The organism is Cobetia sp. SIMBA_158 (assembly GCF_046566945.1).
In the GTDB taxonomy this organism is placed as follows: domain Bacteria; phylum Pseudomonadota; class Gammaproteobacteria; order Pseudomonadales; family Halomonadaceae; genus Cobetia; species Cobetia amphilecti.
On record NZ_JAWJYL010000005.1, the window covers coordinates 60,557 to 74,690 of the forward strand.

At 65.9% G+C, this 14,134-nt stretch carries 10 protein-coding genes and 1 pseudogene; 3 read left to right on the forward strand and 8 right to left on the reverse strand.

Going from position 1 to position 14,134, the window contains the following annotated elements; all coding sequences use genetic code 11:
• Nucleotides 1-28: 28 nt before the first annotated feature.
• The 3 genes from R2R70_RS09615 to R2R70_RS09625 all read right to left on the reverse strand — a co-directional run bounded on the left by R2R70_RS09615 (nucleotide 29) and on the right by R2R70_RS09625 (nucleotide 3,336).
• The gene (locus tag R2R70_RS09615; RefSeq protein ID WP_082388719.1) at nucleotides 29-1,087 is read right to left on the reverse strand and encodes a FecCD family ABC transporter permease; all 1,059 of its coding nucleotides are present in this window, start codon (nucleotides 1,085-1,087) and stop codon (nucleotides 29-31) included.
• Nucleotides 1,088-1,225: 138 nt separating this feature from the next.
• A complete protein-coding gene (locus R2R70_RS09620) occupies nucleotides 1,226-2,194 on the reverse strand; it encodes a FecCD family ABC transporter permease (RefSeq protein ID WP_043333495.1) in 969 nt (322 codons plus the stop codon).
• Between the two features lie 176 nt (nucleotides 2,195-2,370).
• The gene (locus R2R70_RS09625; protein ID WP_234368067.1) at nucleotides 2,371-3,336 is read right to left on the reverse strand and encodes an ABC transporter substrate-binding protein; all 966 of its coding nucleotides are present in this window, start codon (nucleotides 3,334-3,336) and stop codon (nucleotides 2,371-2,373) included.
• A 514-nt stretch (nucleotides 3,337-3,850) separates the two neighbouring features.
• Between R2R70_RS09625 and R2R70_RS09630 the strand changes: the two genes are divergently transcribed.
• Nucleotides 3,851-6,316 carry a mechanosensitive ion channel domain-containing protein gene (locus R2R70_RS09630; protein WP_410977902.1) on the forward strand — a complete coding sequence of 822 codons (2,466 nt, stop codon included), beginning with the start codon at nucleotides 3,851-3,853 and terminating at the stop codon, nucleotides 6,314-6,316.
• A 139-nt stretch (nucleotides 6,317-6,455) separates the two neighbouring features.
• Here R2R70_RS09630 and R2R70_RS09635 read toward each other — a convergent pair whose 3' ends face one another.
• The 5 genes from R2R70_RS09635 to hemC all read right to left on the reverse strand — a co-directional run bounded on the left by R2R70_RS09635 (nucleotide 6,456) and on the right by hemC (nucleotide 12,194).
• Nucleotides 6,456-7,040 carry a DUF2780 domain-containing protein gene (locus R2R70_RS09635; RefSeq protein ID WP_159055812.1) on the reverse strand — a complete coding sequence of 195 codons (585 nt, stop codon included), beginning with the start codon at nucleotides 7,038-7,040 and terminating at the stop codon, nucleotides 6,456-6,458.
• A 519-nt stretch (nucleotides 7,041-7,559) separates the two neighbouring features.
• The gene (locus tag R2R70_RS09640) at nucleotides 7,560-8,783 is read right to left on the reverse strand and encodes a heme biosynthesis HemY N-terminal domain-containing protein (protein ID WP_043333341.1); all 1,224 of its coding nucleotides are present in this window, start codon (nucleotides 8,781-8,783) and stop codon (nucleotides 7,560-7,562) included.
• The gene (locus R2R70_RS09645) at nucleotides 8,780-10,351 is read right to left on the reverse strand and encodes a uroporphyrinogen-III C-methyltransferase (protein WP_410977903.1); all 1,572 of its coding nucleotides are present in this window, start codon (nucleotides 10,349-10,351) and stop codon (nucleotides 8,780-8,782) included. The genes R2R70_RS09640 and R2R70_RS09645 overlap by 4 nt, the downstream gene beginning before the upstream one ends.
• On the reverse strand, nucleotides 10,352-11,236 hold the full coding sequence (locus tag R2R70_RS09650) for a uroporphyrinogen-III synthase (protein WP_410977904.1): 885 nt from the start codon (nucleotides 11,234-11,236) through the stop codon (nucleotides 10,352-10,354).
• Nucleotides 11,237-11,246: 10 nt separating this feature from the next.
• Nucleotides 11,247-12,194 (reverse strand): hydroxymethylbilane synthase, encoded by a 948-nt coding sequence (hemC, locus tag R2R70_RS09655; RefSeq protein ID WP_043333340.1) that lies wholly within the window; start codon nucleotides 12,192-12,194, stop codon nucleotides 11,247-11,249.
• Nucleotides 12,195-12,469: 275 nt separating this feature from the next.
• On the opposite strand from hemC, the gene argH reads away from it, so the two are divergent.
• The gene (gene argH / locus R2R70_RS09660; RefSeq protein WP_410977905.1) at nucleotides 12,470-13,864 is read left to right on the forward strand and encodes an argininosuccinate lyase; all 1,395 of its coding nucleotides are present in this window, start codon (nucleotides 12,470-12,472) and stop codon (nucleotides 13,862-13,864) included.
• A gap of 92 nt (nucleotides 13,865-13,956) precedes the next feature.
• Nucleotides 13,957-14,091 (forward strand): annotated as a pseudogene (gene lptM / locus R2R70_RS09665) (LPS translocon maturation chaperone LptM); the annotation flags it as partial.
• Nucleotides 14,092-14,134: the final 43 nt, after the last annotated feature.

The window sequence follows — 14,134 nt, forward strand, 5'->3', positions numbered from 1 at the left end:
CCGCTCAGCAGGAAAATAGGGGCAACGGCTAGCGCGGACTGCGCAGCAGTATCCACAGCAGATAAGGGCTGCCGACCACGGCCATCACGATACCTACCGGGATTTCCAGCGGCGACAGCAGAGTACGACCGGCGAGGTCTGCCAGCACCATCACCAGCGCACCGGCCAGCGCCGAGGCCAGCAGCGGCACGCCCTTGTGACGCGACAGGTAACGTGCGATCTCGGGGCCCACCAGCGCCACCATGCCTACCGGCCCGGCCACCGCGACGGCCGCCGCCGTCAGCACGACCGACAGCCACAGCGTGATCAGACGTACACGCGACACCGGCTGTCCCAGCCCCGTCGCCACGCGGTCGGTGAAGCGCAGCGTATTCAGCCCGCGTCCCAGCCAGAGCGCGATCGGCACGCCGATCAGCAAGGCCAGCCCGAGCCAGGTGAGCGAATCGGCATCACGCGCATTGAGGCTGCCGACCGTCCACGGATAGGCGCTGTTGGCGGCATCGATGGAGACTCTTGCCAGCATCAGCTGCGTTCCGGCACCGAACAGCGCCCCGACCCCGATACCGGCGACCAGGAAGCGATAGCCACGCGTGCCGATGCCGCCGGAGAGCCCGAAGGCCAGCGCAGTGGCGATCACGGCACCGCTCAACGCCATCACCGGCGGCGCCAGCGAGATGCCCATCCCGACCACGGAGGCCACCGCGAAGGCGGTCGCGCCATTGTCGATGCCGATGATGCCGGGTGTCGCCAGGCGATTGCCGGCCAGGGTCTGCATCAGACAGCCCGCCAGCGAGAAAGCAGCGCCTGTGGCGATACCGGCCAGCAGGCGCGGCAGACGCAGCTCCTGCACCACGAAGACGGTGGCGAACTCGCCGTGCCCGAAGGCCGCCTTGAAGGCATCCCACGGCCCGAGGCCGGCACTGCCCAGCATCAGCGAGGCGACACTGGCCATCAGCAGCGCCAGCAGCAGTATGCCGGCCGCCAGCAATGGCGCACGCAACAGCAGCAGGGACAGCTTGCCATGCCGCCACCAGAGCGTGCCTGTGGGGGCCGAGCGAAGGGGATCAAGCGGTGAAGGTCTAGACATCATCGATTCCAAACAAGGCCCTGTCAGGACAACGCCTGACAGGGCCGGTCGATTCAAGCAATGAGGCGATGGCGCCGGCATGCGCGCCAGCCTGGCCTCCATCATCGTTCACGCCGCAAGCGCCAGAGACACCAGTCGCTACAGGGTGGGCAGACGGCGAGCACGCACCACGGCAATCAGCACGGGCGCGCCCATCAGGGTCGTCAGCACCCCCAGCGGCAGCTCCGAGGGCGGCACGACCAGCCGCGACACCACATCGGCGCTCAGCAGCATGGTCACGCCCAGCGGCAGGCACAGCCACAGCGTGCGCCGCACATCGGCGCCGCACAGCGCACGCGCCACATAGGGCACGGCGAGGCCGACGAAGGCCACCGGCCCTGCCAGTGCCGTCGCGGCACCGACCAGCAGCGCCACCACCAGGATCGCGACCTTGCGCACGCGCTTGGGATGGTGGCCCAGGCCACTGGCGACCTGCTCACCCAGCACCATCGCGGAGAGCGGCCGCGCCAGCCACAGCGTCAGCAGCACCGCGAGCAGGATACTGGGCAGGCTGCTGTAAAGCGCCTCCAGCGAGCGCCCGGCCAGACTGCCGATCACCCAGAAGCGGATCTCGTCGGCCGCGCGCTGGTCGATAAGCAAGGCCAGAGACGTCAGCGCCACCAGCAGGCTCGACAGCGCCGCGCCGGCCAGCACCAGGCGCACCGGGTCCTGACGTGCGCCGCTCATCCGCACGGTGCTCATCACGAACAGGCAGCCCAGCAGCGCACCGCTCTGCGCCACCATCACGTGCATGCCGGTCGCTTCCATCCCCAGCAACAACGCCACGGCCACGGCAAAGGAGGCCCCGGCACTCACGCCCAGCAAGCCCGGCTCCGCCAGCGGGTTGCGTGCCACCACCTGCATCAGGGCGCCGCCACAGGCGAGCATCATGCCGACCACCATGCCGATCAGGGTACGCGGCGCGCGTAGCTCGAGCACCACGAAGCGCGCCTGATCACTGCCCTGTCCGGCCAGCACCTGCAGCGCCTGCCAGGGGCCGACATCGCCAGCCCCCCACAGCAGGCTGGCCAGACAGGTCAGCAGGGCGCTCAGGCAGGCCAGCGGCATCACCTGACGCAACGCAAGACGCCCGGAGACCTTGTGGGTCATCCGGGCGGCATGTGCGCGTGGCCTGCGGACCTGTGGAGAGGTCTCTTCAGCCTGCATACCACCTCCCGCGTCGCGGTTGCGGGAGGTCCCCTGCCTGCGCAGGGGTCAAACGTCGTGCACCGACATGACTGCGACTAGCCATCATCGCGCGCCCGGTCGATATCCTTCAGCAGTGCTTCCGCGGCCAACGGTCCGCTGGCGCTGGTCCACAGCTGGCCATTCACGCCGACCAGGCTGTCGCGGTCCGCTGTCTCGAGGCGCTGGAAGGCCGGCTCTGCCGCCAGGGCGTCGACCGCGGCATCAGAGGAATCGTCCATGGTGGCGAGGAAGATGGTCTGCGCATCGATGCGTGCCATGTTCTCGTCGCTGAGCGGATCGGAATGCGGGCGACCCGGCTTGACCAGATCACCGCCGACCAGCTCATAGCCGCTGGCCGCCATCAGGCCGGTCGCGAACAGCTGGTCGGACATCGCCATCAGACCACCCGGCATGCGACGCACCAGGCTGGCGGTTTCCGGAGTGGTCATCTCGGCCTTCAGACGCGCGGCGTGCGCGTCGATGGCAGCCAGACGTGTCTCGAGTTCCGCTTCGGCCGTCTCGCCCAGCGCCTCGGCATAGACACGACTCTGCTCCTTCCAGCCCTGCTGGCTCAGCGCCGAAGCGCTCGGCACGACGGTCGGCGCCAGACGCGACATCAGCTGGTACTGGGTCTTGTCGAGGCCCGGCGGCGCCAGGATCAGGTCCGGCTTGAGCGCGACGATCGCCTCGAGATTGAATTCACGCGGCGTGCCGATGATCTTGATGTCCGGCACCTGCGACTGGATATAGCTCGCCACGCCATCACCGCCGCGCGTGGTCACGGTGCCCAGCGGCGTCACCTGACTGGCGACGGCCACATCCAGCGCGCCTTCGTACAGGGTGACGACACGCTGCGGCGTGCCCTCGATGTCCAGCTCACCGTAGGCCGTCTCGACACTGCGTGCCTCGGCAGACAGGGAAGCCCCCATCAGCGCTACCGCCAAGGTCGCCATCAGGCCCTGTTTGAACCATGCAGGCCGGGTCATGCCACGAGCAGTAAAAGCAGTCGACGAGACGGTCATGCAGTACTCCGAAATGAAGGAAATGATCTCGCACTCAAGCGAAGGCAGGCGTGATCCTGCGCAGGACGATACCGCAAGGCGGCCCCTGTGCGCATGACTATCACACCTGAACAACGAATAATAATCAATCGCAACAATACCGACTCATCCTGTGACTCACCACACCAGTTCATGCAACGCGACATTGCAACATCCTGCGTGGCAACAGGTCCCGCCCCTCCCCCGAGCAGCGCCTGAAGACCTTGAAGGTTGGCGGCGCCTGCCGCAGGCTGTGCGCAAGAATGTCTCTGGCGGAGTCCCCGCAGGGGTTGGGATAGCACCAAGTGCCCCGATAACTGAGGGATGGACTCTCGCTCGGCGTGCGCGCAGGACGCGCGTGACGCCCCTTCAACATCTACCTGACAGATCCTCGCGTTATTGATGGGACGCTTGCGAGCCTCTGATGCACCTGCGGAGCCTGCTCTCACTCTCTACCCCGACGCCTCACACACTCACCGACATGGAGAAGCCATCTGTGGCGATTCCGACACCCCCGCACTCCCCTCCCGCCCTTGCTACCTCGCGCCAACCGGACTCATGGCGACCTGCCTGGCTGATGTCCGCCCTGATGATGCTGTTGATGGTGTTGAGCCTCGGGTTCAGCAGCCTGTCCCATGCCGCCCCGGCCGAGGACGTCAGCGGCGATGGCGCGACATCCTCCTATGAGAGCCTGGCCACGCTGCTGGAAGACCCCAGTCAGCGCGAGGCCCTGATCGAAGGCCTGCGACAGCTGGACAGCAAGGCGAGTGAACAAGCCGTCGAGGTGGCGGGGGAAGACGTCACCCTGAGCGAGGACTCGCCGTCACTGTCGCGTCAGCTGGCGGCCATCAGCCAGGACCTGGTCGCGGATCTCTCCGCCACGCTGGACCGCATGCTGGGCACTCTCGACGGTCTGGCCAACGAGGACGCCGACGAGATCGACTGGAGTCGCTTCACCAGCGAGGCCGTAAGCCTCGGGCTAGTCGTCATCTCGACCATCGCGCTGTTCCTCGTGCTGCGCAGACTCGCCAAGCCGCTGTTCTCACGTGTCAGCCAGTGGTCACTGGATGGCCAGCACCGCAGCCCGCTGCTGCGTACCCTGCTGGCAGTGCTGGTCGCGGCAGTGGTAGACATCGCGGTCATCGGTCTCGCCTTCCTCGGCGGCTATCTGCTCGCCATCTTCGCCTATGGCGAACAGGGCGTGATCGGTCAGCGCGAGTCGATGTTCCTGAACGCCTATCTGGTGATCGAGCTGTTCAAGGCCTTGATGCGCATGCTGTTCTCCTCCGGTTACAAGGGGCTGCGTCTGCTGCCGATGCCGGATGAGGTGGCGCGTTACTGGAACCGCTCCCTGGCCATGCTGGCCGGCTTCATCGGCTACGGCATCCTGGTCGTGGTGCCGATGATCAACAACAACCTGGCGCCGGCCGTCGGCAGCTTCGTCAATCTGCTGATCATGGCCATCACCCTCGTCTGGGCCATCGTGGTGATCTCGCGCAATCGCATCATTCTGCGTGACCGCCTGCTCACTCAGGCCCGCGAGGCGAACAACGCGATCATCGCCGTGTGTCTGCGCATTCTGGCGCGCACCTGGCATCTGATCGCGCTGGCCTACTTCGCCACCCTGTTCATCATCTCGCAGACGACGCCTGAAGAGGCGCTGCCGTTCATGATGGGGGCGACGCTCAAGACGCTGCTCGCCATCGGCGGCGGTGCTCTGCTGTCGCGCGTGGTGACGCAGCTGATCGGCAAGCGCATCCAGATCTCCGACAAGCTGCGCGGCCAGCTGCCGCTGCTCGAGAAGCGCCTCAACTCCTACATTCCCACCGCGCTGCGCATCATGCGCGCCATCATCCTGATCGTGGTGGTCGGCATGGTGCTGAATGCCTGGCACATCGTGGCGCTCGGCGAGTGGCTGGCAACCGATGCTGGTGCCCTGCTGCTGTCGCGCATCTTCCATGTGCTGTTCATTCTCGCCTTCGCCATCGCGGTCTGGGTCGGTATCGCCAGTCTGATCGAGCACAAGCTCAATCCGGACACCGGCAAGGGCAAGCCGTCCTCGCGGGTGGAAACCCTGCTGGCGCTGTTCCGCAATGCCATCGCCATCGCGATGATCGTCTTCACCGCGATGATCGTGCTGTCCGAGATCGGCATCGACATCGCGCCGCTGCTGGCCGGTGCCGGGGTACTGGGTCTGGCGATCGGTTTCGGCGCCCAGAAGATGGTGCAGGACATCATCACCGGGGTGTTCATCCAGCTGGAGAACGCCATCAACACCGGCGATGTGGTCTCTGCCGGTGGCGTGACCGGTACCGCGGAACGCCTGACCATCCGCTCGGTGGGCATCCGCGACCTGTCCGGCACCTTCCATATCGTGCCGTTCTCGTCGGTGGATACCGTCTCCAACTACATGCGTGACTTCGCCTACCATGTCGGCGAATACGGCATCTCCTATCGCGAGAATGTCGACCACGCCATCGTGCACCTGCGTGCGGCCTTCGATGAGCTCGAGGCAGGCAGCTATGGTCCGGAGATTCTCGAGCCGGTCACCATCGCCGGCGTCTCGGCCCTGGCCGACAGCTCGGTCAACATCCGCGTGATGATCAAGACCAGCCCGGGCAACCAGTGGGCCATCGGCCGCGAGTACAACAAGCTCGTGAAGCAGCACTTCGACGCCGCTGGCATCGAGATCCCGTTCCCGCACATGACCATGTACTTCGGTCAGGACAAGGACGGTGGCGCGCCGCCGGCCAACGTGCGCACCATGCAGGCGCCGTTCGTGATCGATGGCTCGGCCGCCGGTCAGCCGAAGACCCCCGAGCAGCGCGAGGCAGCCGCCAAGGTCGCCAAGCGCCGCGAGGAGAATCCGCTGACGCGTCATGCCACCGAAGACGGCGAAGTCGTGGATGCCGAGGAACAGCGCATCCGTCAGACCACCCAACCGGATGCCGACGGCGACTGATCAAGCGCCTGCACTATCCCGACACGGCTGCCTGCGCAGGCAGCCGTCCTGAAACGAAAACGCCCCCGAGCCAGTGGCTCGGGGGCGTTTTCATGTGCGGGCATAAAACACTGCCTCACACCTCATGCACGAGGCTGGCTCAGGAGCCGGTGCCCCACATGCTGGACAGCGAGCTCAGCAGCGTCGAGCTGACGCCTTCGCCGCCCATGTAGCTGAGCAGCACCGGCGCGAACTGGGAGACCATGCTGCTGTCCATGCCCAGCGCGGAGAAGGCGCTGTCCAGAGACGCGCTGTCATCGACATTGCCAACGGTGCTGGCCAATGCCGTGGCATTGTCGTTGCCGCTCAGGCTCGCCAAGCTGGAGAGCGTGGACAGCGAGCTGCTGCTGGTCAGGCTGGACAGCTGCGGCACGTCAGTGGACAGCTCGGAGGTCGCGCTGGTGCCAAGCTGGGACTGGGCCAGGGCCAGCATGGCAGCAGAGCCACCCAGCGCCTGAGTGGAGGACACACCCAGCTGGGAAGTCAGGCTGGACATCAGGTCGGCCGCCGGCAGGGACTGGCCTGTCTGGCTGCTCAGCATGCTGCTGGCGAGGCTCATCATGGAACTGGACGAGCTGGAGGAGCTGGCGGCGTTGCTGGAAGAGCTGTTACCGGTAGCGGCACAACCGGCCAGTGACACGGCCAGTACAGAGGCGCCCATCAGGGCCAGGGACTTATGCAACATGCAGACTCCATCATCGCTTGGGGAAACGGACCGGACTCGGCCCGAAGATGCACCACGTGCATGGGCGCATCCGACACGCAGAATCATCGCACGGAGGAATCGCTTCCAGCCAGCGCCACACGATCACGCTCCGGCCGTGAAGGCCCGGACGCATCGTTGCCGGATCAGCAACGAGAAATCCGGCACCGGCCATGCCCACGCCAGCATGCACCCGCCGACATCTCACGGCGGCGTGCTGACAGGGCGAAAGCCTGGGCGAGAATGCCCACAGCGCCCGTCATACGGGCAAAAAGAAGGGCATCCCGTCACACAGCGTGTGAACGTGGATACCCCGGAGAGAAACCTGCATCACCGGCCGACAGCGCGACCGGTGCAATTGGGCAATACCTTTCATCAAACAAGGAAACATCGTGCAAGCCGCCGAGTGTCTTGTCCGCCAGCCCTCATGACGCCTGGCATGCCCTGGTTGGCACTAGGCGGCTGGCGCTCGACGGTTGACTGACACTCGGCGGCCGCCCCTCAGGCGTTGTCCTTGCTCGGCTGCGGCAGGGCCGGCAGTGAGCGATCCAGCAGCTCGACGCTCTGACGGTAGTAGAGCTGACTCTTGTTGTGCTCGCCCAGGTTGGCGAACAGACGCGCGAGTTCAGCACACACCGTACCGCTCGGACGCTGGCGCTGGCTAGCCTCGAAGTACTCCTGAGCCTTGCCCCAGCTGGCGTTGCGCAGTGCCAGACGGCCCAGCGACAGCAGCAGGTCCGGATCATTCGGACGCTCCTGCAGCCACTTCTCGGCATACACCAGCTGACGCGGTGCATCCACGTCCAGTAGCCCGTAACGCAGCACCAGTCGCGAATCCCAGCACTCCTTGAGGGAGTGACGCAGCAGACGCTCGGCCAGACCTTCCTGACCACCGGCGATCAGCGCCTCGGCGTAGAGCGCGACCAGATTCACGTCGGTACGCAGGTGGTCCGGCATGTCGGCCCACAGGTTGCGCACGCGCTCGATGTCTTCCGGATTGCGCGCGGCCTGCTGGATCAGCGCCACATAGGCACGCTGTTCCAGCTCCTTCTTCTCCTCGGGGGAGATGAGGTCCTGCTTGTCGAGACGCGGCATAAGACGACGCAGACCATCCCAGTCATTGACCGCCAGATAGGCCTGCTTGAGCAGCTTGAGCACCTGCGGGTGCTCGCCCAGCTGCTTGTCGAGACGCGTCAGGGTCGCCAGCGCCTGTTCATGCTGCTGGCGGTCCAGCATCAGCTGCGCCTGCACCAGACCCACGGCACTCTCGGAGCCCTGGGTGGACTCGTGCGCCCGCTTGAGCAGCGTGTCCGCCTGCTCGAAACGCCCCTGATAGTGCGCGGCCAGGGCGGCGGACAGGTAGTTGACCAGCGGCGTGCTGGAATCTTCCGCCGAGTGGGTCAGCGACTTCTCGGCCCGCTTCCAGCGGCCTTCGGCCAGCGCCACCAGACCCCGTACGGTCTTGCGCGTGGCATTGCGGTGACGGGTACGGCTGTTCCACACCTTGAGGCGGGAGAACGGATGCGCGAAGCGCGACAGCAGGCGCAGACCGAAGTGCAGCACCACGAAGCCCGCGAACAGCAGGATCAAGCCGAACCAGAAGGAGGTCTGGACCGAGGTATCGCCGACGCGAATCAGCCAGTAGCCCGGGAAGGCCTGCATCAGTTGCCCGAACAGGGCACCGATGGCCAGCCCGATGATGATCAGCAGTATCAGGACTCTCATGCGTTGCCACCCCCTTGCTGGGCGCGACGCTCGATCAGCTCACGCAGCTTGCTCAGAGAGGCGGAGATGTCAGGCAGCTCCGGACGGATGGTCTTGCTCTTGAGCTCTTCCAGCTTGGCGACGGCATTCTGCACGCCATCGGTCTTGGTGTCGTAGTAACCATTGACCAGCGTGATGGCCTTGTCGATGGCGGCCTGGTAGAGCTTCGGCTCTTCCTTGAGCAGCGCCAGTTGCGCCTGTTCCAGCACCAGACGCACGTTCTGACGCAGGTAGGATTCCTGCTCCGGCGTGATCAGGGCTTCCAGTGCCTCGTCATGACGACGCACGGTGACCAGGTCCTTCAGCTCGTTGCCGAAGCGGGTCAGCTGCTGCTGCCAACCGCCTGTCGGCGCTGCGTCGTTCTCGACCTTGGCGGCGATCTCGGCCACGTCCTGCTTGAGCGGCAGACGCGCCAGCTGTTCCTGCTCGGCGAGCAGCGCCAGATAGATACCGCTGCGATCGACGCGCGGCACGCTGTCCAGGCTGGCCAGTTCGGACTGAATGGCCTTGCGCACCGGCAGCAGCGCCGGGTTGTTGGCTGCCGCGATGCGCGCATCGGCGTTCTCGAGCAGCGCATCGGCACCGTTCACGTCACGCTCCAGCTGCAGACGCTGGTTGGCGAGGCGCAGCAAGTACTCGGCTTCCGCATAGTGCCAGTCACGCGCGTCGGTCTGCTGGGACTTGCTGAGCTCCTCGAGCACCTTGTTGAGGGCCTGCTCGGTGTCCTGGCTCTCGCTGGACAGACGCTTGTCGAGCTCGCTGACGCGGGATTCGTTCTTCTCGAGCGTGCTCGACAGGCCATCGACCTTGCTGGAAACCTGGCCGACCTGCTGGGTCACGCTCTCGCTGACCTGCTTGTCGAGGCCCTGGGCATCCGGCAGCGCATTCAGACGCTGCCAGCCGAACCACGCCAGCACCGCGACCACGATGGCCAGCACGATGACGAGAATCAGCGCGATGCTGCCGGCCTTGCTCTTCTTGCCCTGCGGCTCGCCGGGCGGCGGCGTGCCGGGTGCCGTCGTGCCACCCAGGCCTGCACCACCGGCGCTGGCCGTCTTGCCAGCCGGCGTGGAGGGCTTGCCGGGAGTCGCCTTGCTGGAAGAGGCCTTGCCAGCACTCGGCTTGGCGGCAGACGCCTCCTTGGCGGGTTCGCTACGCTCCGGAAGCGGCGATTTTGCGCCGGAAGGCGTCGATGCGTTGTCGTCTGAAGTCTGGCTCACGGGCGTGGACTCACTGGCAGTGGAGGATGAGGTTGAAGAGGAGGAGCTGCCCTGCCCCTTGCCACGCCCACGACGATTGCGCCCACCTCGCGAGCGGCGCTCGCGCGGGGCATCAGCCGTGTCGGATGACGAGGAAGAGGACGAACGGGAGGCCTCGGCGCCAGGGCGGCCAGAGGCAGTGTCATCGGCGGAAACGCCGGAAGCGGAAGAAGCATCTGATGCGCGAGCGGCAGCATCCTTGTCGCCCGACTTGCCGGGCGTCATGCCGGCAGAGCCGTTATCTTCCTGATCGTGTTCTCGGTTGCTCATCTACGCTTGCCCTTTTCCGGATTCTTGGGAATCGATGGCCTCACGCGGACCAGGCGCAGTGGCGCCGGTCACTGCATGGCGAGTCTTGCTGATGGGGGCGCAGGCGCGAAGTACTGCCTGCGTCAGGGCCCCGGGTGAAGCGTCCTCGGCGACCGTCACGCGCTCGAAACCATGAGCGTGTGCCAGTGTAGCCAAACGGTGGCTCGACACGATTAGCGGTTGGTGCAAGGCCTGCGGCGTCACCGATGCCATCACCGTCTCGAGCAGTTCATTGCTGGTCACCACCATTGCATCATACGCGCCCGCCGCCAGACGGCCAGCCTGTTGCGGCGACAAAGCCAACGGAAGGCGTCGATAAAGTGCCAGACGCGTGACCAGAGCACCCCGTGCCACCAGCGTCTCTTCCAGCAGCGGACGCCCGCCTTCACCGGCCACCAGCAACCAGCGCTGACCCGCAAGCGCCCTGAGCGATGGCAGCGACAGCAAGGCTTCGCTGGTGGTGCCGACCGGCGCATCGCGCTCGGCATGCTCACCGCGCGTGGCGCACGGCGGAACACGCACCGGCACCCCCAGCCGCGAATGCAGCACTTCGGCCGTGGCCGCGCCGACGGCATAGAAGCTGACGCCTTCGGGCAGCTGTGGCCACCACTCCTCCAGCAAATCGGCCAGATAGCCGGCGGCCTGGGGCGAGATCACGATCACGCCGCGATACAGATCGACATCGATGATCGCCTGGCGCGCGGCGGGTTCCAGCGGCAAGGCCTCGAGCGCCATCAGCTTGAGGCATTCCACCTCGCAGCCGGCCTCACTCAGCATCGCATCGAGAACCGCTCCGCGCGAGCCCGGCCGCGTCGTCAACACCTCAAGACGCGACGCCTTTGCCATCGCTGACACCTCAGCCACGAGCGTCGCCGTAGACCGCCGCCAGAATCTCGCCGGCACCCTGGGAGAGCAGGTCTTCGGCGACGGCGACGCCCAGCGCTTCCGGCGCGTCGGACGGGCCACGCGCTTCGGCGCGCAGGATGACCGTCCCGTCGGGGTTGCCGACCAGCGCGCGCAGCCACAGCTGGCTGCCGCCTTCCTCGAGCACGGCATAGCCGCCGATCGGCACCTGACAGCCACCTTCCAGATGCGTGTTCATGGCGCGCTCGGCCAACACGCAACGGCTGGAGTCTTCATGGGCCAGCGGCTCGAGCAGCGCAAGAATCTCCTCGTCCTGCAGGTTGCACTCGATGCCGAGCGCGCCCTGACCACAGGCTGGCAGGCAGGTCTCGGCATCCATCTCGGCGGTGATGCGCGCATCCAGCTCGAGGCGCTGCAGGCCGGAAGTGGCCAGGATGATGGCGTCGAACTCGCCGGCATCCAGCTTGCCGAGACGCGTCTGGACATTGCCGCGCAGACTCAGCACTTCCAGGTCCGGGCGTGCCGCCTTGGCCTGCAGACCACGACGCAGGCTGGAGGTGCCCAGGCGCGCGCCCTGCGGCAGGGCATCGAAGTTGGCACAGGTGTTGGACACGAAGGCATCGGTCGGGGCGTGACGCTCGAGAATCACCGCCAGTCCCAGCGACTCCGGGAAGTGCATCGGCACGTCTTTCATGGAGTGCACGGCGATATCGGCGCGACCGTCGAGCATCGCCTCTTCCAGCTCCTTCACGAACAGCCCCTTGCCGCCAATCTTGGCCAGCGGGGTATCGAGAATCTTGTCACCACGCGTCGACATCGGCACCAGCTCGACGCTCAAGCCAGGATGCAGGGCCTCGAGTCGCGCCTTGACGTGTTCGGCCTGCCACAGGGCGAGCAGGCTCTTGCGGGTCGCGATACGCAGAATCTCACGGCGGGGCACGGCATTCTCCTTGCTGGCGCGCAATGCACGCCATCTGATTCGAAGTTGTTGAGCAAACATGACTGACGAACAGCGCTGCCCTCTGATGACACTTATCATAAAGCCAGTCACCTCAGGGGGAAAATCCGTGGCACGCTTTCCTGCGATCCGCCGGACTGGCCGCGGCCCCTCGCCCACGCGCAGGAGTCTGGTACACTCCAAGGTCAACGATACCGGCTGCGCGACCGTGCACCGGACGCCGAACTCTGGACACGTCACCACAATTCGAGATCCCGATGAGCGAATCTACCAATCAGTCCTGGGGCGGCCGCTTCAGCGAGCCGACCGATGCCTTCGTGGCACGTTTCACCGCCTCCGTCGATTTTGATCAGCGCATGGCGCAGCACGACATCCAGGGCTCCATCGCCCACGCCACCATGCTGGCCGGTGTCGGCGTGCTGAGCGAAGAAGAACGCGACGTCATCATCGTGGGACTGAAGGAAATCAGTGAAGAGATCGCGCAGGGCGAGTTCGAGTGGTCCGTGGCACTGGAAGACGTGCACATGAACATCGAGGCACGCCTGACCGCCAAGATCGGCATCACCGGCAAGAAGCTGCACACCGGCCGTTCACGCAACGACCAGGTCGCCACCGACATCCGCCTCTATCTGCGTGACGAGATCGACGCCATCGACGCCGAACTGACGCGTCTGCGCGAAGGCATGCTGGGGCTGGCCGAGCAGGAAGCCGACACCATCATGCCGGGCTTCACTCACCTGCAGAGCGCCCAGCCGGTCACCTTCGGCCACCACCTGCTGGCCTGGCAGGAAATGGTCGCCCGCGACCAGGACCGCCTGCGTGACTGCCGCGTGCGCATGAATGTGCTGCCGCTGGGTGCCGCGGCGCTGGCCGGCACCACCTTCCCCATCGACCGTCACGTCACCAGCGAGCTGCTCGGCTTCGACCGCCCGACCGAGAACAGCCTCGATTCGGTCAGCGACCGTGACTTCGCCATCGAATTCACCAGCTTCGCCAGCCTGCTGATGATGCACCTGTCACGCATGAGCGAAGAGCTGGTGCTGTGGACCAGCGCCCAGTTCGACTTCATCGACCTGCCGGACCGCTTCTGCACCGGCTCCTCCATCATGCCGCAGAAGAAGAACCCGGACGTGCCGGAGCTGGTGCGCGGCAAGACCGGCCGTGTCTATGGCCACCTGATGAGCCTGCTGACCCTGATGAAGTCCCAGCCGCTGGCGTACAACAAGGACAATCAGGAAGACAAGGAGCCGCTGTTCGATACCATCGATACCGTGCGCGGCAGCCTGCGTGCCTTCGCCGACATGATTCCGGCGATCCGCGCCAAGTCCGACAACATGTACGCCTCGGCCAGCAAGGGCTTCGCCACCGCGACCGACCTGGCGGACTACCTGGTGCGCAAGGGCGTCGCCTTCCGTGATGCCCACGAGATCGTCGGCAAGTCCGTCGCCTTCGGCATCGAGCAGCAGCGCGACCTGTCCGAGATGACCCTGGCAGAGCTCCAGCAGTTCTCCGACACCATCGAACAGGACGTCTTCGACGTGCTGACGCTGGAAGGCTCCGTCGCGGCGCGCAATCACATCGGTGGCACCGCGCCGAACCAGGTCCGCGCTGCCGTGCAGCGTGCGCGTGACGCCCTGGCCTCGCGCGCCTGATCATCCTCTTTCGGGCCTGGTCGCCACCCATGGCAACCGGGCCCGCATCGCTCTATCGCTTGCTGCCAGGAGGCCGCCCGATGCGTCATCTGATGAGCCAGTCCGCCCGTCATACCCTTCGCACCCTCGCGGCGCTGCTGCTGGGTGCTGGCCTGCTGGCCGGCTGCGGCCAGAAAGGCCCGCTCTATCTGCCGGCGGACGCCGATGCCGGTGGTCAGCGTGCCGAAGCTCCCGCGCCGGCAGCTGACGCCTCCGAGACAGAGAGCACCG

Excerpts from the sequence above, each read along its gene's own strand:
- R2R70_RS09635 (WP_159055812.1), bottom strand. The coding sequence starts at position 7,040 with ATGTTGCATAAGTCCCTGGCCCTGATGGGCGCCTCTGTACTGGCCGTG.
- R2R70_RS09620 (WP_043333495.1), bottom strand. The coding sequence starts at position 2,194 with ATGCCGCTGGCCTGCCTGAGCGCCCTGCTGACCTGTCTGGCCAGCCTG.
- R2R70_RS09645 (WP_410977903.1), bottom strand. The coding sequence starts at position 10,351 with ATGAGCAACCGAGAACACGATCAGGAAGATAACGGCTCTGCCGGCATG.
- R2R70_RS09650 (WP_410977904.1), bottom strand. The coding sequence starts at position 11,236 with ATGGCAAAGGCGTCGCGTCTTGAGGTGTTGACGACGCGGCCGGGCTCG.
- R2R70_RS09615 (WP_082388719.1), bottom strand. The coding sequence starts at position 1,087 with ATGTCTAGACCTTCACCGCTTGATCCCCTTCGCTCGGCCCCCACAGGC.
- R2R70_RS09640 (WP_043333341.1), bottom strand. The coding sequence starts at position 8,783 with ATGAGAGTCCTGATACTGCTGATCATCATCGGGCTGGCCATCGGTGCC.
- argH (WP_410977905.1), top strand. The coding sequence starts at position 12,470 with ATGAGCGAATCTACCAATCAGTCCTGGGGCGGCCGCTTCAGCGAGCCG.
- R2R70_RS09625 (WP_234368067.1), bottom strand. The coding sequence starts at position 3,336 with ATGACCGTCTCGTCGACTGCTTTTACTGCTCGTGGCATGACCCGGCCT.